This is a genomic window from Nocardia heshunensis (genome assembly GCF_054782115.1).
In genome coordinates, this window is record NZ_BAAGTC010000009.1 from 1,254,078 (window position 1) to 1,271,649 (window position 17,572).

Consider the following 17,572-nt stretch of genomic DNA (forward strand, 5'->3'; position numbering starts at 1 on the left):
AAGGCGTGGGGAGGCGGACCAGTATGGTGGCGGCGTGCGAGTAGCGGTGGTGGCTGGGCCGGATCCTGGGCATGCGTTTCCGGCGATTGCGTTGTGTGAGCGATTGCTGGCGGCCGGGGATGAGCCGGTGTTGTTCACCAGTCCGCGGTGGTTCGACGCGGCGCGGGATGTCGGGATCGGGGTGCGGCGGCTCAAAGGGCTGGCGCCTCGGCCCGAAGATGACGACGAGGATGCGGGGGCGCGGATTCATCAACGGGCCGCGCATATTTCGACGGAGATCCTGCCGGATCTGAGCGCGATGCTGCCGGAGCTGGTGGTGTCGGATGTGCTGACCGCCGGGGGCGGGATGGCGGCGGAGCGGTTGAAGCTGCCGTGGGTGGAGTTGTCGCCGCATCCGCTCTACCTGCAGTCGAAGGGGTTGCCGCCCATCGGGAGTGGGCTCGCGGCGGGGGAGGGGATGCGCGGGCGGGCGCGGGATTCGGTGCTGCGCGGCCTGAGTTCGCGTGCGGTCCGGCGCGGGGAGCTGCAGCGTGAGCAGGCGCGCGCGAGTATTGGTCTGCCGCCGCAGGATCCGGGTGCCACCGCGCGGCTGGTCGCCACCCTGCCCGCGCTCGAGGTGCCGCGCCCGGATTGGCCCGACAATGCGCACCTGGTCGGCCCGCTGCTGCGGGAGCCCACCGATCACGTCCTGGAGCTGCCGCCGGGCGATGATCCGCTGGTCATGGTCGCACCTTCCACGGCTCAGACCGGTCAGGCGGGCCTGGCCGAAGTCGCGCTGGAGGCGTTGGAGGGCGCGGGCGTCCGCGTCGCCATCTCCCAGCTGGACACCCCGCCCACGAACCTGCCCGCCTGGGCCACAGCCGGTTTGGGCCGCCAGGACGAACTCCTGCGGCACACTTCCGTGGTCATCGGCGGCGGCGGCCACGGCCTGCTGGCCAAGACGCTGCTGGCCGGTGTCCCCATCGTCACCGTCCCCGGCGGCGGTGACCAGTGGGAACTCGCCAATCGTGCCGCCCGCCAGGGCAGTTCGATCCTGGTCCGCCCGCTCACCCCCGAGGCACTGCGCGACGCCGTCAAACGCATCCTCGACGACCCGGCCTTCACCACCGCCGCCTGCTCCGCCGCGACCGGCATCTCCGTCGTCTCCGACCCCATCGCCGTCTGCCACGCCGCCATCCAATAGGGTCGTGCCGTGCGGTTGACGGAGTTCCAGGAGCTGTTGCATACCGAGTTCGGGACGGCGCGGGGAGACGTGCTGCTGAACGATCATGTGCTGCCGTCCATGGGGAGGACGGGGGCGCAGGCCATCGAGTCCGGGGTGGATCCGCGGGACGTGTGGCGGGCGCTGTGCGCGGAATTCGATGTCCCCAAGTCACGTTGGTGACCGAATCGCGCTGAGCCGCTACGGGTTCTGATCCGAGCCGATCTTGCGCGCGTAGTGCCGGGTGGCCTTGGCGCGATTGCCGCAGGCCGCCATCGAATGCCAGCGGCGGGTGCCGTTCTTCGAGGTGTCGAGGAAGAACAGGACGCAATGCGGGTGCGCGCATTGCTTGATGCGGTCGGGGGCGCTCGCCAGCAGGTGCAGCAGGTTGTCGGCGGCGAGCCAGCCGGGTAGCTGCGCCGGATTGGCGACTTCGGGCATGTCGGCCGGGCCGTCCGGGGTGAGGGCGCGGCGGATGCGACCGTGGGACAGGACCTTGTTGAGGTCGTCGGCGGTCTCGCCCTTGACCGCGCGCAGGATCGCCTCGCGTGCGGTGATCAGTGCCTGCCGGGTCGGTTCGTCGGCGGGCAGATCCAGGTTGTTGTCCGCGAGCCACTGCCGGACGCCGGCCACGTCGGTGAGCAGATCCTGCAAGCCGTCCACGCTCATCCAACGGGTGTTGAGCAGGTCGAGGGCGAGCGGTTCGCCGAGGTGAGGGCGTGGATCGGGCACGCCTGAGGGTAACGGTCGGGCTGTCGGCATCCGGTCCACGACTCCTTTCTAACCACTCAAATCGACTATAGGGGTTGACCCTGGGCGGGCTTCGTCGTTAACTTCTAACTAGTAAAACAATCTATGCCGGTTAGATCATCCGAAGGGGTTTCTCATGACCGCACCTGTTCTCGCCACCGGGCACATCGGCCTCAATGTCACCGATATTGACCGGTCGGTCGCCTTCTATCGGCAGGCCCTCGGCTTCGAACAGCTCGGCGCGGGTGGCGAGGACGCACGCCGCTTCGCCTTCCTCGGCCGCGACGGACAACTCCAGCTCACCCTCTGGCAGCAGAGCGACGGCGAGTTCTCCTCGAAAACCCCGGGCCTGCATCACCTCTCGTTCCAGGTAGAAACCATCGACCAGGTACGCGAAGTCGAATCGGCCTTGAAGGAACTGGACGTGACCTTCGCCCAGGACGGCGTCGTGGCCCACCGTGAGGGCGCGGCCTCCGGCGGCGTCTTCTTCCTCGACCCCGACGGCATCCGCCTCGAAGTCTTCGCCCCCACCGGCGCCGAATCCGCCCCCGCCCCCTCCGGCGCGGCCCCCACCTGCGGCTTCTTCTGACCTGAAACTCCGGAACTCGCATCGACAGGCCGCCCACCGCGGCGACCGGAGGGAGCACCCAGATGAACACGCTGAAGAGCGTCTTTCACGCCGGGGAGCTGGCAGTGCAGCAACGCATGGGGCAGGCCGATATCGCCGCGCGGGTCGGACGCATGATTCGCGCCGATATTCCTTTTGCCGCAGCGGAATTCCTGACCGAGCAGCCGATGATCGTGATCGCGGCGGCCGACGCGGACGGGCGGATGTGGGCGAGTCAACTGTCCGGTCCGCCAGGGTTCGTGCACACCTCCGGCGATCGGGCCATCGAAGTCGACACGGTGCCGGTGGCCGGTGACCCGCTCGCGGACCCGCTGCACAGCACCAGGAATGTCGGCATGATCGCGCTGCAACCAGGATTGCGGCGGCGGATGCGGGTCAACGGCGTGATCGCACCGACCGCACACGGGCTGCACATCGATACCGAGCAGGTGTATTCCAACTGCCCGAAATACATCTCCCGGCGGGAGGTCCGCGAGTGGGTGACCGGAGCGACCCCGATGGTCCGTCGGGGCGCGGCGCTGGATAGCGCTCAGCAGCAGCTCGTTTCACGAACCGACGCCTTCTTCGTGGCCTCCGCCGACGCGAACGGCCATGCCGACGCCTCCCATCGCGGCGGCAATCCCGGCTTCCTGCAGGTGCTTTCCCCGACCCGGCTGCGCTGGCCGGACTATCGCGGCAACTCCATGTTCATGACGCTCGGCAATATCGCCGCCGATCCTCGCTGTGGGCTGCTGATCCCGGACTGGCAGACCGGCGTCACCCTCCAGCTCACCGGCACCGCCGAAATAACCTGGGACGAAACCACCTTCACCACCGGAGCGCAATGCTCCATCGACTTCACCCTCACCGAGATCGTGGAAATCTCGGGCGCGACACCCTTGCGCTGGAGCGAGCCCGAACTCTCCCCGGTCAACCCCTGACCACCGATCCGAAAGGTCCATCCGTGCGTCCACCGCTTCCCCCCTTCGTCGACATGGAATCGGCCGAGGCCAAGGTCCGCGCCGCCGAAAACGCCTGGAACACCCGCGATCCCGAAACCGTCGCCCAGGCGTACACCGAGGATTGCGTGTGGCGCAATCGCGACGAGTTCATCACCGGCCACGCCGAGATAGTCGACTTCCTGAAGCGCAAGTGGGCCAAGGAGAACGGCTACGCCCTACGCAAAGAACTCTGGGGCTTCCGCAACAACCGCATGGCCGTCCGCTTCCAATACGAATGGCACGACGACAACGGCCAGTGGTACCGCAGCTACGGCAACGAACTCTGGGAATTCGCCCCCGACGGCCGCATGTCCCGCCGCGAAGCCAGCATCAACGACACCCCCATCCCCGAATCCGCCCGCCGCATCTTCGGCCCCCGCCCCGAATCGGAATCCGACGCCCCCCTTCCCCTCCAGTAGAACAAGATCAGGGAGTACTCACCGCGGTGAATTCGGACGAATTCCGCGCTGAGTACTCCCTGACCTTGTATTTCATGCGGCGAGACGGCGTCAGCCGACCGGAATCGGGAGGGGCTCTGCTTCCGGCACCCGCTCGTGGGCGCGGAAGAGGGCGTAAACCACTACACCGCAGGTGATTCCGACGGCGCTCGCCACCGCGACGGCGGAGTCCAGGCCGGTCACGAAGTGTGACAGGGTCGGGCGGCTGTCACCGGCGGCGCTGCGGAAGACCGTGCCCAGTACCGCGACACCGAGGGCGAGGCCCAGTTGTCGCGCCGTGTTCACCGCGCCAGCTGCCGTGCCGCTCTGCTGCGGCGGGACCGCGGCCATGCCGACGGCCACCAGCGGCGGTGCCATCACACCGACGCCCGCGCCGATCACCAGCAGGCCGGGAACCGAAGCGGTCCAGGAGGATCCGGCGTCGATCAGGGTCAGCAGTCCGCTGCCGATGCCGATCGTGACCAGGCCACCGCCGATGGTCCACCGCGGGGACAGGTCGTGTAGTTGGCGGCCGAACACACCGGACACCAGGAACGCGCTCACCGACATCGGCAGCAGCGACAGGCCCGCCCGCAGCGGAGTCAGATGCAGTTGCTGCTGCAGCCACAGCGAGATCAGCGGACTGGCCGCGAAGGCGGCGAAACTCATTCCGAGCGCGGCGATCAGGGTGGCGACCAGGCCGGTGTGGCGCAGCAGTGGCAGCGGCAACATCGGTGCGGCACTGCGGGATTCGATGACGAGGAACGAAACCAGTGCCACCGCACCGGCGATCAGGGCGGCGACGGCGCGGGTGTCGGTCCAGCCGTGCTCGCCGCCGCGGATGATGCCGTAGATGACCGCAGTTGCGGCCAGCGCGAAGGCCGCCATGCCCGGCAGGTCGATCTTGCGATCGGCGCGACGCGGCGACGGGCCGAAAGCAATGGCGGTCAAGGGAATCGTGATCGCGGCGATCGGCAGGTTGACGAAGAAGATCCACCGCCACGACAGCAGATCGGTGAGCACGCCGCCGAGCACCACGCCGATTCCGGCGGACGCGCCCGCCACCGCACCCCACGCCCCGAACGCGACACCGCGATCGCGGCCGGTGTAGGTGGCGTGCAGCAGCGACAACGTGGTCGCGAGCATGGCCGCGCCGCCGATGCCCTGCGCGGTCCGCGCCGCCACCAGCACCTCGGCGGAGTGTGCGACACCGCAGGCGAGCGAGGCCGCCGCGAACAGGACCAGACCGACCAGGTAGGTGGGCTTCGCGCCGACCCGGTCCGCGAGCGACCCCAGGACCAGCAGCAGTGCGGCCAGCGCGAGAGCATAACCGTCCACGACCCACTGCAATCCGGACAGGCCGGTGCCGAGATCGTCGGCGATATCGGGCAGCGCGACGTTCACGATGGTGACGTCGATGAGGAGCATCAGCGTCCCCAAGCAGGCCGCGAAGAGGGGTAGCCATTTCCGCATGGGAACCTCCAGAAGAGCGAATGATTTCGACTCCAAGAATGCGAGAGGCGCTCGGATCTACCTAGCTATCCGGTCAATGGCGTTAGAATCCTCCTATGCCTGAGGAAGACCTGGATGATTCCTCCGTTCTGGATGTGCTCGACAAGCAGATCGTGCACGGCCTGGTCACCGACGCGCGCATCCCCTTCGCGCGGCTGGGGGCGATCCTCGGGGTCTCCGAACAGACGGTGGCGCGGCGGTATCGGTCGTTGCTCACGCGGGGCGTGATTCACGTGGCGGGGCAGGTGAATACCCAGCCGCTGGGTCAACCCCGCTGGATCATGCGCATCACCTCGACTCCCGCCAAAGCGGTGGCGCTGGCCGAATCCCTGGCCCGGGTGCCGGAATTGAGCTGGGTTTCCCTGTTGAGCACCGGCTTCGATGTGATGTGCGTGGGTCGGACTCGGTCGCTGCAGCGCCGGGACGAGTTGCTACTGCGCATGATTCCGCGCGCCACCCCGGTGCTCGGGCTGAGCGTCTTCGAGGTGCTGCGGCAGTTCCCGTTCACCGAGGAGTGGCCGCGCTACGGCCGGCTGCTGACCCCCGAACAGTTGGCCGAACTCGGCCCGCGCCCGCCCATGTGGGACCCGCTCGGGCCGGAGTCCCCGGTCACGTTGTCGCGGGAGGATGAGGCGATGCTGGCGATTCTGGCGCGCGACGGTCGCGCGCCGTATGCGCAACTGGCCGCCGCCACGGGCTGGAGTGCGACCCGGGTGGCGCGACGGATGAGCGAGTTGACGGAGTCGGGGGTGCTGTACTTCGATCTCGACTTCGCCTTGGAACTCATGGGTTACACCGCGCGGGCGGCCTTGTGGCTGAAGGTCCATCCGGCGCATCTGGAGGAGGTGGGCATGGTGATCGCCCAGCATCCGGAGGTGGCATATCTGGCCGCGGTCACCGGCACGGCGAATCTGAACGTGTCGGTGGTCTGCCGCGACAATGCCCATCTCTACCGGTTCGTCACCGAACGCCTGGGCCCGCTGCCGGGGATCAACGATGTCGAGGTGACCCCCGCGTTGCGAATTTTCAAGCAGTCCCAGAGCCTGATCGACGCCCGCAAGATCGCGGTTGTGCCCTGAGCCTGCACGCCGATGGGTTGCTGAGTGATTGCCTGCCGTGTGTCGCGAGGTCTTTCGCGTGTCGTTCAGCGCGTCGCTTGCGTCGAACATCTGTTCGTCTAAGCTCGGCGTCGGAACTTGTCGGTGCCTCCCTCTAACGTGGGCGCCAACCACAGCATGAGACACACCCGTTGAGAAGGGGAACTGACGATGGCACCAGCGGCTTTCGACCGTGACAAGGCCCTCGAACTGGCAATGGCCCAGGTTGAGAAGAGCTTCGGCAAAGGCGCGCTCATGCGTCTGGGAGAGGAGCAGCGTCAGCCCATCTCCGTGATCCCTACCGGGTCCATCGCGCTGGATGTCGCCCTCGGCATCGGTGGCCTGCCGCGTGGCCGCATCGTCGAGGTCTACGGCCCGGAATCCTCGGGTAAGACCACGGTCGCGCTGCACGCGGTGGCCAATGCCCAGGCCGCCGGCGGTGTCGCCGCCTTCATCGACGCCGAGCACGCGCTGGATCCGGAGTACGCCCGCAAGCTCGGTGTCGACACCGACGCCCTGTTGGTCTCGCAGCCCGACACCGGTGAGCAGGCGCTCGAAATCGCCGACATGCTGGTGCGTTCCGGCGCCATCGACATCATCGTCATCGACTCCGTCGCCGCCCTGGTGCCGCGCGCCGAGATCGAGGGCGAGATGGGTGACAGCCACGTCGGTCTGCAGGCGCGTCTGATGAGCCAGGCGCTGCGCAAGATGACCTCGGCCCTGAACAATTCGGGCACCACCGCCATCTTCATCAACCAGCTGCGCGAGAAGATCGGCGTCATGTTCGGTTCGCCGGAGACCACGACCGGTGGTAAGGCGCTGAAGTTCTACGCCTCGGTCCGCCTGGACGTCCGCCGCATCGAGACCCTGAAGGACGGCACCGACGCGGTCGGTAACCGCACTCGCGTGAAGGTCGTCAAGAACAAGGTCGCGCCGCCGTTCAAGCAGGCCGAGTTCGACATTCTCTACGGTGTCGGCATCTCCAAGGAGGGCTCGATCATCGACATGGGTGTCGAGCACGGCTTCATCCGCAAGTCCGGCTCCTGGTACACCTACGAGGGCGACCAGCTCGGTCAGGGCAAGGAGAACGCCCGCAAGTTCCTGCTCGAGAACACCGACGTCCGCGACGAGGTCGAGAAGAAGATCAAGGAGAAGCTCGGCATCGGCGCCGACGTCACCGCCGACGAGGCTGCCCCCGCCGACTTCTGATCGATGACCCCTCGGGATTCCGAAGGGCCCCGGCCTGACTCGCCGGGGCCCACCCCCCGCCTGGACGCGGTAGAACGCCTCCGCCGCCAACTCGAGGCCACCACCGCCCGCGCCGCCAAACGCGCCCCCCGTGCGCCCAGGTCTCCGTCTCCCGACCAGAGCCACGACCTCTTCGGCCGCGACTCCACCGACCCCTACGCGTCCGGCACCGGCACCTGGAATTACGGCCCCGACCGCGCCGTCGCCTATTCGCCTGCCCCCGAAGCAGATTCATCGGACTACCAGCGCTCGAGCTGGCGAACCACCGACAACGCGACCACCTCGGACGACCAGTCCGTGTCCCCGCAACGCGATATCGCCGACAACTCACGACCTGACTTTCCCGAGCCGCCAACGCCTCGGACCGCCCACGGTCGCGACCTCCAGCGTCCGGCCCACCCGGCCGACGACACCCTCGACCTGGCCCCCGCCGATGTCGAACCCGCCCCGAATCCTTCCCGCCCCCACCGCCGTCCGCCCACCGGGCGACGCCGCGCGCCGGGGCAGTGGCGAGAGGAAGCGCCCACTGCCCCCGGCGACGGCGGCGCGGTAGGCGACACCGGTACCGGGCGATCCTTGCGGGCGCCGGAATCCCCCGACATCGTCCCGATCTCACCGACCGCGAGCCGAGAGGAGAAGCTGCAGGCCGCTCGGGCGGCCTTGGCTGAAGCGACCGCAGCGGCGAAAGCTGCCGAAGGCGCTCAGGATTCGAAGACACGTAGCCGCCGGACGACACGGGACTCGGTAGCGACCAAGCGGGAGTCCGCCGAATTCGGCGATGCGGAGGGAGCCGCGCCGGGAGCGAACCGGCGCGGCCGACCGATCGATCACACGACGGACCTTCGTCACGGGTCTGGCGACTCGGATTCGGCCGATCGCGAGCCGATCGCACGCCGCAGCAGTCGCCGAGATGACGTGAATTCACCGATGGCGGGGGATTACTCGTACGGGGGCGGGTTCGACAACGACACCACCGAAACCTCACGGCGGGGGACTCGTCGTCGAGGCGGGTACCTCCGGGAGGAGGACCCCGAGCATGCCGATGCTGCCGGGGATTCGGGGGAGAGGCGAGGCCGTCGTGGTAGGCGGCGTGGACGTGGCGACTCGGGGGAGGAGTCGCCGCAACCGGGCGCGCCGGTTGGTGGGGGGACGGAGGCGCAGGCGAAGGAGGTCTGTCTGCGGATGCTGGCGGATCGGGCGCGGAGCCGGGCCGAGATGGCGGATCGCTTGGCGGAGAAAGGGTTTGCGGCCGCGGTGGCGAAGCGGGCGTTGGACCGGCTTGCCGAGGTGGGACTCGTCGATGATGCGGCGTTCGCCCAACAGTGGGTGTATTCCCGCCACACCTACTCGGGCAAGGGCAAGAAGGTCCTCGCCGAGGAACTGCGCCGCAAGGGCATTGCCCCGGGGGACGCCGAGCCCGCCCTCGAAACGATTACGCCGGAAGCCGAGGCTGCCCGCGCAGCCGAGTTGGCCCGCCGCAAGCTGGCCACCCTGTCTCCGGATCTCGACCGCGACAAGGTGATCAGCCGCCTCGCGGGCCTACTTGCCCGCCGCGGCTACACCCCCGGCACCGCCTACGCCGTCGCGACCGCGGAACTGGCTGCCGCCGCGGAACGCCGCCAGCACCCGGACCACGACTCCGACCTCTCGCCCCGCCTGCCCGTGCGCTCGCCCCGAGCCGCGACCCGTCGCGACTCCACCACGGACGGACCGCTCGTCGACGGATCGCCGGAAGCCGACCTCCCGCCCTCCTCAACCCGATCACCGTCGAAGCGTGACGTGAAGCGCCGCGAATTCGCCTCCGACGACACCGATTCCGCCGCCGACCTGGTCCGCGCGAAACTCCGCACCCTCTCCCCGAACCTCGACCGCGAAACCGCCACCCGCCGCCTGGTAGGCATGCTCGCCCGCCGCGGCTTCACCGCGGGCACCGCCTACCGCGTCGTCTCGGCGGAACTCGAGGCTGCCGCGGCGCTCCAGCCGGCGGAGTCCGGCGATCACCCCGAGCCAACTTCCGAGTTCCCGCGGTCGTCATTGGCTCGCCGTGCGGGCCGCGCCTCGGATCGTGACACCGATCAGGTTGCCCACACCGACCGCCCGGAGCACCTAGATGCAGGTGTGAATGTCGAAGACGACCCCGCCACCTCTGAGGACGACGAGTTCGCCCGTGCCGCCGACCTCGTCCGCGCCAAACTCCGCACCCTGCCCCCGAACCTGGACCGAGCCAAGGCCACGAACCGTCTGGTCGGTCTCCTTGCTCGCCGCGGCTTCTCCCAATCCACCGCATATTCGGTAGTGAAGTCCGAACTTGCGAATAACTATTAGTCGCCCCCACCCCCGGACTGAGAGAATCGCGCCATGACCGAGGGGATATCCGCCGCCCTGCGGGATCTCGCGTCCGCATTCGACCGCTACCCGCGCCGCCCCATCCTGGAACGCTGCCCGCACTGCGGTCCTCCGGTGCGCGTGGCGGAAGTCGACCTGTACTGGTTGAGCCTCAAACTCGGCAACACCGTCGGTAATGCCGACGACGTCAAAGCCTTGCTGCCGTTGCTGTTCGAGCGCCTCGCAACTACAGGCGACCTCGACCCCGGCATCGTCCTGGGCAAGCTGCCGCAGCACGACTGGCTGTCGTGGCCACCGCCGGAGCGCACAGCCGTCGACGCCGTTCTCAACGAGATATGGCTGGCACTCCTGTCGGAATTCCCCTCGCAAACAGGCACTTTCACCAATGCCGCGAAATTCCTGGCGGCGGTTGCGACCGCGAACATACCCTCGGACCGCTTCCTGTCGGTCTGGGATGCGACGCACACGTCGCCAGCCGATCGGCGGCTCGCCGAATTCGTCATAGCTTTCTACTCCGTCCGCCGCCCGAACCCCGAAATCCGCCTCTGGCTCGGCCGGGAATCCGTGCGCGACAGGCTGTTGCACGCATTCGAAGACAATTCCGCCGACCCGGAATGGTCCGATGCTTTCGCTCACGCTCACGATCTCGCAGCGGCCTTCAGCGCCGTGTGAGGGTGGCGCACGCTAAACCACTGGCTGCTAGGGCCGTAACGGTTCAGGATGCGGGTGTGGGTGTGGATATCTATGCGGCGATCGGGCGGTGGGATCGTGTGGTCGAGACCCTGGGTCATGTTGGTGCGGAAGAGCTCTGGATGCTGATCTGGGGCCATCCGTCGGAGGAGGATGGCGCGTACTTCGAGGAGGGCCGTTTCCTTTGGCGTCACGACGACCCGGTGCCGTGGTTCGGCGAGTGCGCGTTTCGATTCGGTAGGTCGTTCAAGCCACATTGGTGGCTCGGGGAAGCATGGGAGGGTGTCCGTGACAGGGACGATGTCGCTTCCGATCTGGTGGCGTTGTTCGATGTGTTCATCGGCAGACTGCTGTGGCGTGGTGCCGACGGCGAGGCTGATTTGGTTGGACCGTCGGGTTTGAAGACCGATGGAGCGCAAGGTTTGTACGCGGCCTGCTCGCCGGTGGAAGTCGCGGCGCTGGCGCGGCATTGGCCGTTCTGTGCCGCCCGGCTCGAGGAACTGCGCGCACCCCTGACCGCCCAGATTACCGAATGGACCGGTTGGTACGACACATTCGATCAGTGGGCGACGGTACTGACGGATTGGGGCGAGGTCGTCCAGGAGGCCGACCGGCGCGGCTGGGGTCTGTTCTATTTTGTCGAATAGGTGGCCGTCGCGGCGGGGCGGAAGTTGTTGTGGGACAGCATCATGTCGGTCAGAGGGGATGTCGGTGCCTGTCCGTACGGTGGGGGTATGGCATTGACGTCTGAGGAACGACAGGAATTCTTGGCTCAGCCACATATCGGTGCGCTTGCCGTGGCCGTGGGGCCGGATCGGGCTCCGCTCAATGTGCCGATCTGGTATCAGTATTCGCCCGGCGGGGAGTTGTGGGTGACGACCGGGGCGGGCTCGCGGAAGGTCAAGGCGCTGGAGGGCGCGGGGCGGTTCAGCATCATGGTGCAGACGGTGACACCGCGGGTGCGGTATGTGACCGCGGAGGGGCCGGTATTGCGGATCGCGCCCGCGACCGATGCGATGTTGCGCGAAATGGCGGCGCGTTACCTAGCGCCGGAACGGGTTGAACCCTATTTGAAGTTCGCGGAATCGCTGGGTGAGCAGGTCGCGGTGTTCATGCGGCCGGAGCAGTGGCTCTCCGCCGATATGGGCGCGGCCTGACGAGGTTCGGTCCAGCGCACCGCTGAGAATCAGTGCAGGACACCGCCGGGTCGGCTATTCGACAACACCCGGCGGGGATGACGCTGGCGCACTCGGCTGCGGGGCCGTTGCGTGGCCGGTCGTACCGGCGCGGTCGCCCCGTTCACGCCCTGTCCCCGCTGCGCCCGCAGCCGGGCTCGCCCGTCGGTGATCCATGCGGCCCCGAGCAGCGCCGCGAAGGCGGTGAGCCCTGCGGCGAGTGGCGCGATGACGGTGATGAGAAAAAGCCCGAAGACGAATTCTCTTCGAGCGCTGTCGTCTTCGTTCATGAAAATCAGTATGCGAGCCGAACATGAGAATTGTCTGCAGGTCGGCGAGCATTCCCGCAATACCCCGCACCCACATCCGATGCCCGGCACCGGTTCGGGAGTAGTGGCTCCCGAACCGGTCGCCCGGTCACGGTGTCGGCGACTACAGTCCGCCGGTGGTCTGCCCCGTCATGACAACCGACATTCCCGGTGGCGCGGCGACCGTCCCCGCGGGTAGTGAGGTCCCGGAACCCCGTTTGCGGGTGCGCACCCACTTCTCCACGAAGGTGGCGAACAAGGTCAGCGCGTAATTGAGCCCGATCATGATGACGGCCACCACGATCAGCGACGGAATCGGATTCTGTTCCGCCGCACCGAGCTGCGTGCCCTTGCGCACGATTTCCAGGTAGGTGATCTGATAGCCCAGCGCCGAGTCCTTCAGCGCCACCACCATCTGCGAGATCAGCGCGGGCAGCATGGCGGTGATCGCCTGCGGCAGCAGGATGGACACCATCACCTGCGTCTTGCGCATCCCGAGCGCGACGGCGGCCTCGGTCTGCCCCTTGGGCAGCGATTTGATGCCGGAGCGCACGATCTCGGCGATGACCGATCCGTTGTAGATGGTCAAGGCCACCACGACCGCCGAGAGTGCCAGCTGGTCGGACGGGAAGATGTTGTTCTGCGCGAACAGGTTGAACAGGAAGATCATCAGGACCAGCACGGGAATGGCCCGCGAGATCTCCACGACCGCGCCCGCCACCCATCGCACCACCCGATGATCCGACAGCCGCAGAATGCCGAACACCATGCCGAGTACGAGCGCGAACACGATCGAGAGCGCCGCCGCTACCAGTGTGCCGCGCAGACCCGGCAGCAGGTAGGTCTTCCACACCTCGGCGTCGGTGAACGGCTTCCATTTCTCGGAGCTGAACTGCCCCTTGTCGGCGAGTCCCTTGATCACGAACCAGGCCGCGACGGCCGCCACCAGGATGGCGATCACCGAGTAGATGCGATACCGCAGTCGCGCGCGGGGTCCGGGCGCGTCGTAGAGGACGGATGCCGCGGTCATCGCTTCACCTCGTATCGTTTGGCCAGCCACCCGAAGAACAGTCCGGTCGGCAGGGTGAGGATCACGAATCCGAGCGCGAAGATGGCGCCGATGTTGAGCACCGCCGCCTCGTTCTCGTTCATCTCGGCCATCAGCAGTGCGGCCTCACCGACGCCGATGGCGGAGGCGATGGTGGAGTTCTTGGTCAACGCGATGAGCACGCTGCCCAGCGGCGCGATGACCGCCCGAAACGCCTGCGGCAGCACCACATAGCGCAGATTCTGCCCGAAGGTGAACCCGAGCGACCGCCCTGCCTCCGACTGCCCGAACGGCACGGTATTGATGCCCGACCGCAGCGATTCGCACACGAAAGCCGCCGTGTAGACGCTCAATCCGATGATGGCGAACCGAAAGTTGTTCTCCGAGATGCTGTCCGGCCCTTCGGCCGCGAGCCGCAGCCCCAGCGTCGAGTACAGGCCGATCGAGCAGAACACGATGATCAGTGTCAGCGGCGTATTGCGGATGATGTTGACGTAGAGCGTCCCGATCCAGCGTGCGATCGGAATCGGCGACACCCGCATGGCCGTGATCAGGGTGCCGAGGATCAACGCCCAGAACCCGGAGTACAGCGTGAGTTTGATGGTCACCCAGAACGCGTCGAGCAGTTTGGTGTGATAGTTGGAGATCAAGTCGAACACGACTGCCCCATTCCTCCGATCGGAAAACGAAGCGCGCCAGGCGGATCAGTGCATGGCTTCAGCAGCAAGCAACCGCCCGGCGCGCGTCCGTGGATCAGTACCGGTCGACCTTCGGCGCATCCGGGACCTGGTAGCCGGTGGAACCGAATTCCTTCTCCAGCGCCGCCTTCCACGCGCCGGAGGAGATCATGGCGTCGATGGCGTCATTGATCTTGCCGCGCGATTCGGTGTCGCCCTTCTTCACGCCGATGCCGTACTTCTCGACGGTGAACTGATTGCCGACCACCTTGAGCGCGCCCGGCGACTGCGCCGCGTAACCGCGCAGGATGATGTCGTCGGTGGTGACCGCGTCGACCGAACCGGACTTCAGCGCCTCCACGCACAGTGAATACGTGTCGTAGGTCTGCAGCTGCACCTCGTGCGCGTACTTGTCCTTGATGTTCTGTGCCGGGGTGGAACCCTTCACCGAGCACAGCTTCTTGTTGCCGTTGAGCGATTCCGGCCCGGTGATGTCGGTGTTGTCGTTGCGCACCAGCAGCGACTGTCCGGTCAGGAAGTACGGCCCGGCGAAGTCGACCTTCTCCTTGCGCGCGTCGGTGATCGAGTAGGTCGCGGCGATGAAGTCGACCTGCCCGTTCTGGATCAGCGTCTCGCGCTGCGCCGACGGCGCTTCCTTGAAGGTGATGTTCTCCGGCTTCACGCCCATCTTGTCGGCCACGAACTTGGCGACGTCGACGTCGAAGCCGCTGAAGCTGCCGTCCTTGTTCTGCAGTCCCAGGCCCGGCTGGTCGTACTTGATGCCGACGGTGAGTTTGCCGTCGGCCGCGTGCTGGCTGGCCGTCTTGTTGCTGCTGCCGCCGCAGGCGGTGACGGTGAGCGCCAGGGCAGCCACTCCGGCGGCGATCCGGATCGCGTGGTTGATCCTCATCGAACGTCCTGTTCTCTCAGTGGGAGAGGATCTTGCCCAGGAAGTCCCTGGCGCGATCCGATTTCGGTGCGGTGAAGAAGGATTCGGGTTCGGTGTCCTCGACGATCTGCCCGTCGGCCATGAACAGCACCCGATTGCCCGCGCGGCGCGCGAAGCCCATCTCGTGGGTGACGACCAGCATGGTCATGCCGTCCTTGGCCAACTGCACCATGACGTCGAGGACCTCGGACACCATTTCGGGGTCGAGCGCGGAGGTGGGCTCGTCGAAGAGCATCACCTTCGGGTCCATGGCCAGTGCCCGCGCGATCGCGACGCGCTGCTGCTGCCCGCCCGACAGCTGCGCCGGATACTTCTGGGCCTGGTTGGCGATGCCGACCCGCTCCAGCAGTTCCAGCGCGCGGGCGCGGGCCTTGGACTTGTCGATGCGGCGCACCTTCACGGGTGCGAGCATCACGTTCTCGAGAATGGTCTTGTGCGCGAACAGGTTGAACTGCTGGAACACCATGCCCACGTCCGCGCGCAGCTGCGCGAGCGCCTTGCCTTCGGCGGGCAGTTGGACTCCGTCGACGGCAATGTCGCCGGAGTCGATGGTTTCGAGCCGGTTGATGGTTCGGCACAGCGTCGACTTGCCGGAGCCCGAGGGTCCCACCACGATCACGACCTGCCCCCGGGGCACCTCGAGATTGATGTCACGCAATACGTGCAGCGAGCCGAAGTGCTTGTCCACATTCCGCATAGAGATCATCGGCGCGGACGTGCTGATGGAATCGGCAGCATCGGTCATGACCAGTGACCCTATCCACACCGTGCCCGATTTGCTCGCCTTTGGGTGGCACATGGGTGCGCCGAGGGAATTCGACATCCTCCCGTAACCCTGCGAACGGCCTGGGGATCGGCTGCGAGATGCGGATGCGTTTTAGGGTCGTTCGAGGTCAGCCATTACCCTGGTTGGGTGAATTCGTTGGCGCAGGTTTCAGCGCGTGATGAGGCAGTCCAGGCCGATGCGCGGACCTACGAGGTCCGCACCTTCGGCTGCCAGATGAACGTGCACGACTCCGAACGCCTCTCGGGTCTGCTCGAGGACGCCGGATATGTGAAGGCGGACACCGGCGCGACCGCCGATCTGATCGTCTTCAACACCTGCGCGGTCCGCGAGAACGCCGACAACAAGCTCTACGGCACCCTCGGCCACCTCGCGCCGATCAAGGCCGGTCGGCCGGGCATGCAGATCGCGGTCGGCGGCTGTCTGGCGCAGAAGGATCGCGACACCGTCGTGAAGAAGGCCCCCTGGGTGGACGTGGTGTTCGGCACCCACAACATCGGTTCGCTGCCGGTGCTGCTGGAGCGGGCCCGCCACAATGAGGAAGCCCAGGTCGAGATCATCGAAGCGCTGGAAGCGTTTCCGTCGACGCTGCCCGCCAAGCGCGAGTCCGCCTACGCGGGCTGGGTGTCGATCTCGGTGGGCTGCAACAACACCTGCACCTTCTGCATCGTGCCGGCGCTGCGCGGCAAGGAGGTCGATCGCCGCCCGGGTGACGTGCTCGCCGAGATGCAGGCGCTGGTCGATCAGGGCGTGCTCGAGGTCACACTGCTGGGGCAGAACGTGAACTCCTACGGCGTCTTCTTCGCCGACCCGACCGAGGAGCGCGACCGCGGCGCGTTCGCGAAACTGCTGCGTGCCACCGGCACCATCGAGGGCCTCGAGCGGGTCCGCTTCACCTCCCCACACCCGGCCGAATTCACCGACGACGTCATCGAGGCCATGGCCGAGACGCCGAATGTGTGCCCGCAGTTGCACATGCCGCTGCAGTCCGGTTCCGACCGCGTGCTCAAGGCCATGCGCCGCTCCTACCGCAGCGCCAAGTTCCTGGGCATCATCGAGAAGGTGCGCGCGGCCATGCCGCACGCCGCCATCACCACCGACATCATCGTCGGCTTCCCGGGCGAGACCGAGGAAGACTTCCAGGCGACCCTGGATGTGGTGCGGCAGGCCCGATTCACCAGCGCCTTCACCTTCCAATACTCGATCCGGCCCGGCACGCCCGCCGCGACCATGCCCGATCAGCTGCCCAAGGAGGTCGTGCAGGAACGCTACGACCGGCTCATCGAACTGCAGGAACAGATTTCGCTGGAGGGCAATCAGGCGCTCATCGGCGCCACGGTCGAGCTGTTGGTCGCCGACGGCGCGGGCAAGAAGAACGACAAGACCGCCCGCATGTCCGGCCGCGCCCGCGACGGCCGCCTCGTGCACTTCCGCCCCACCCCGAACCCGGCCCCCGGCAGCGAGATTCGCCCCGGCGACGTCATCACCGTCGATGTCACCGGCGCGGCCCCGCACTACCTGATCGCCGACGGCGAGGTCCTGACCCACCGCCGCACCCGCGCGGGCGACGCCCACGAACGCGGCATCACCCCCAAGACCGCCCCCATCGGCGTCGGCCTGGGCCTGCCCAGCATCGGCGCCCCGATCGTGGTCGAGACCGCGGCCGCAGGCTGCGGTTCGTCCTGCGGCGACTGACCGGATCGGTCCTGCCCAGGTGCCGACGTCGCGAACGCCGGGGTCGC

The 17,572-nt window shown here is 67.1% G+C and carries 18 protein-coding genes and 2 pseudogenes; 13 read left to right on the forward strand and 7 right to left on the reverse strand.

The window, feature by feature from the left end:
• Nucleotides 1–34: 34 nt before the first annotated feature.
• Together ACYVN4_RS34100 and ACYVN4_RS34105 are read left to right on the forward strand one after the other, a co-directional pair.
• Nucleotides 35–1,183, forward strand: coding sequence for a glycosyltransferase (locus tag ACYVN4_RS34100; protein ID WP_460726252.1), 1,149 nt, complete (start codon nt 35–37; stop codon nt 1,181–1,183).
• 9 nt (nt 1,184–1,192) lie between these two features.
• Complete coding sequence (locus tag ACYVN4_RS34105; protein WP_460726254.1) at nt 1,193–1,384, forward strand: DUF3046 domain-containing protein; 192 nt, start codon at nt 1,193–1,195, stop codon at nt 1,382–1,384.
• An 18-nt stretch (nt 1,385–1,402) separates the two neighbouring features.
• Here ACYVN4_RS34105 and ACYVN4_RS34110 read toward each other — a convergent pair whose 3' ends face one another.
• A complete protein-coding gene (locus ACYVN4_RS34110) occupies nt 1,403–1,933 on the reverse strand; it encodes a CGNR zinc finger domain-containing protein (RefSeq protein ID WP_460726256.1) in 531 nt (176 codons plus the stop codon).
• A gap of 154 nt (nt 1,934–2,087) precedes the next feature.
• Here ACYVN4_RS34110 and ACYVN4_RS34115 point away from each other — a divergent pair, with 154 nt between their 5' ends.
• From ACYVN4_RS34115 to ACYVN4_RS34125, 3 genes are all read left to right on the forward strand, one after another.
• Nucleotides 2,088–2,540, forward strand: coding sequence for a VOC family protein (locus ACYVN4_RS34115; protein WP_460726258.1), 453 nt, complete (start codon nt 2,088–2,090; stop codon nt 2,538–2,540).
• A gap of 62 nt (nt 2,541–2,602) precedes the next feature.
• Nucleotides 2,603–3,499, forward strand: a complete 897-nt coding sequence (locus ACYVN4_RS34120) for a pyridoxamine 5'-phosphate oxidase family protein (RefSeq protein WP_460726260.1) — start codon at nt 2,603–2,605, stop codon at nt 3,497–3,499.
• Nucleotides 3,500–3,522: 23 nt separating this feature from the next.
• The gene (locus ACYVN4_RS34125; protein WP_460726261.1) at nt 3,523–3,978 is read left to right on the forward strand and encodes a nuclear transport factor 2 family protein; all 456 of its coding nucleotides are present in this window, start codon (nt 3,523–3,525) and stop codon (nt 3,976–3,978) included.
• Nucleotides 3,979–4,068: 90 nt separating this feature from the next.
• Here the strand turns inward: ACYVN4_RS34125 and ACYVN4_RS34130 are convergent, their stop codons facing one another.
• Nucleotides 4,069–5,469: an MFS transporter gene (locus ACYVN4_RS34130; RefSeq protein ID WP_460726263.1), complete on the reverse strand. Its 1,401-nt coding sequence runs from the start codon at nt 5,467–5,469 to the stop codon at nt 4,069–4,071.
• 95 nt (nt 5,470–5,564) lie between these two features.
• Here ACYVN4_RS34130 and ACYVN4_RS34135 point away from each other — a divergent pair, with 95 nt between their 5' ends.
• From ACYVN4_RS34135 to ACYVN4_RS34165, 7 genes and pseudogenes are all read left to right on the forward strand, one after another.
• Entirely contained in the window at nt 5,565–6,587 is a 1,023-nt protein-coding gene (locus tag ACYVN4_RS34135) for an Lrp/AsnC family transcriptional regulator (RefSeq protein WP_460726266.1), read from the forward strand.
• A gap of 189 nt (nt 6,588–6,776) precedes the next feature.
• Entirely contained in the window at nt 6,777–7,814 is a 1,038-nt protein-coding gene (gene recA / locus ACYVN4_RS34140; protein ID WP_460726267.1) for a recombinase RecA, read from the forward strand.
• Nucleotides 7,815–8,987: 1,173 nt separating this feature from the next.
• A pseudogene (locus ACYVN4_RS34145) lies at nt 8,988–9,461 on the forward strand (regulatory protein RecX); the annotation flags it as partial.
• 555 nt (nt 9,462–10,016) lie between these two features.
• Nucleotides 10,017–10,178: pseudogene (locus ACYVN4_RS34150) on the forward strand (recombination regulator RecX); the annotation flags it as partial.
• 33 nt (nt 10,179–10,211) lie between these two features.
• The gene (locus tag ACYVN4_RS34155; protein ID WP_460726269.1) at nt 10,212–10,871 is read left to right on the forward strand and encodes a hypothetical protein; all 660 of its coding nucleotides are present in this window, start codon (nt 10,212–10,214) and stop codon (nt 10,869–10,871) included.
• Nucleotides 10,872–10,927: 56 nt separating this feature from the next.
• Nucleotides 10,928–11,536 (forward strand): hypothetical protein, encoded by a 609-nt coding sequence (locus ACYVN4_RS34160; protein ID WP_460726271.1) that lies wholly within the window; start codon nt 10,928–10,930, stop codon nt 11,534–11,536.
• Nucleotides 11,537–11,623: 87 nt separating this feature from the next.
• Complete coding sequence (locus ACYVN4_RS34165; protein WP_460726274.1) at nt 11,624–12,046, forward strand: pyridoxamine 5'-phosphate oxidase family protein; 423 nt, start codon at nt 11,624–11,626, stop codon at nt 12,044–12,046.
• 29 nt (nt 12,047–12,075) lie between these two features.
• On the opposite strand, the gene ACYVN4_RS34170 is transcribed toward ACYVN4_RS34165, so the two are convergent.
• From ACYVN4_RS34170 to ACYVN4_RS34190, 5 genes are all read right to left on the reverse strand, one after another.
• Nucleotides 12,076–12,354 carry a hypothetical protein gene (locus tag ACYVN4_RS34170; RefSeq protein ID WP_460726276.1) on the reverse strand — a complete coding sequence of 93 codons (279 nt, stop codon included), beginning with the start codon at nt 12,352–12,354 and terminating at the stop codon, nt 12,076–12,078.
• 142 nt (nt 12,355–12,496) lie between these two features.
• Nucleotides 12,497–13,402 carry an amino acid ABC transporter permease gene (locus tag ACYVN4_RS34175; RefSeq protein WP_460726278.1) on the reverse strand — a complete coding sequence of 302 codons (906 nt, stop codon included), beginning with the start codon at nt 13,400–13,402 and terminating at the stop codon, nt 12,497–12,499.
• Complete coding sequence (locus ACYVN4_RS34180) at nt 13,399–14,079, reverse strand: amino acid ABC transporter permease (RefSeq protein ID WP_460726280.1); 681 nt, start codon at nt 14,077–14,079, stop codon at nt 13,399–13,401. Before ACYVN4_RS34180 ends, ACYVN4_RS34175 begins: the two co-directional genes overlap by 4 nt.
• A 94-nt stretch (nt 14,080–14,173) precedes the next feature.
• A complete protein-coding gene (locus tag ACYVN4_RS34185; RefSeq protein ID WP_460726282.1) occupies nt 14,174–15,007 on the reverse strand; it encodes a glutamate ABC transporter substrate-binding protein in 834 nt (277 codons plus the stop codon).
• A gap of 16 nt (nt 15,008–15,023) precedes the next feature.
• Entirely contained in the window at nt 15,024–15,752 is a 729-nt protein-coding gene (locus tag ACYVN4_RS34190; RefSeq protein WP_460726829.1) for an amino acid ABC transporter ATP-binding protein, read from the reverse strand.
• Nucleotides 15,753–15,968: 216 nt separating this feature from the next.
• On the opposite strand from ACYVN4_RS34190, the gene miaB reads away from it, so the two are divergent.
• A complete protein-coding gene (miaB, locus tag ACYVN4_RS34195; RefSeq protein ID WP_460726831.1) occupies nt 15,969–17,525 on the forward strand; it encodes a tRNA (N6-isopentenyl adenosine(37)-C2)-methylthiotransferase MiaB in 1,557 nt (518 codons plus the stop codon).
• The last annotated feature ends 47 nt before the right edge of the window (nt 17,526–17,572 follow it).

What these genes read in the sequence shown, in the direction of transcription:
- ACYVN4_RS34115 (WP_460726258.1), top strand. Translation starts at nt 2,088, where the DNA reads ATGACCGCACCTGTTCTCGCCACCGGGCACATCGGCCTCAATGTCACC.
- ACYVN4_RS34120 (WP_460726260.1), top strand. Translation starts at nt 2,603, where the DNA reads ATGAACACGCTGAAGAGCGTCTTTCACGCCGGGGAGCTGGCAGTGCAG.
- ACYVN4_RS34130 (WP_460726263.1), bottom strand. Translation starts at nt 5,469, where the DNA reads ATGCGGAAATGGCTACCCCTCTTCGCGGCCTGCTTGGGGACGCTGATG.
- ACYVN4_RS34135 (WP_460726266.1), top strand. Translation starts at nt 5,565, where the DNA reads ATGCCTGAGGAAGACCTGGATGATTCCTCCGTTCTGGATGTGCTCGAC.
- recA (WP_460726267.1), top strand. Translation starts at nt 6,777, where the DNA reads ATGGCACCAGCGGCTTTCGACCGTGACAAGGCCCTCGAACTGGCAATG.
- ACYVN4_RS34155 (WP_460726269.1), top strand. Translation starts at nt 10,212, where the DNA reads ATGACCGAGGGGATATCCGCCGCCCTGCGGGATCTCGCGTCCGCATTC.
- ACYVN4_RS34165 (WP_460726274.1), top strand. Translation starts at nt 11,624, where the DNA reads ATGGCATTGACGTCTGAGGAACGACAGGAATTCTTGGCTCAGCCACAT.
- ACYVN4_RS34170 (WP_460726276.1), bottom strand. Translation starts at nt 12,354, where the DNA reads ATGAACGAAGACGACAGCGCTCGAAGAGAATTCGTCTTCGGGCTTTTT.
- ACYVN4_RS34175 (WP_460726278.1), bottom strand. Translation starts at nt 13,402, where the DNA reads ATGACCGCGGCATCCGTCCTCTACGACGCGCCCGGACCCCGCGCGCGA.
- ACYVN4_RS34185 (WP_460726282.1), bottom strand. Translation starts at nt 15,007, where the DNA reads ATGAGGATCAACCACGCGATCCGGATCGCCGCCGGAGTGGCTGCCCTG.
- ACYVN4_RS34190 (WP_460726829.1), bottom strand. Translation starts at nt 15,752, where the DNA reads ATGATCTCTATGCGGAATGTGGACAAGCACTTCGGCTCGCTGCACGTA.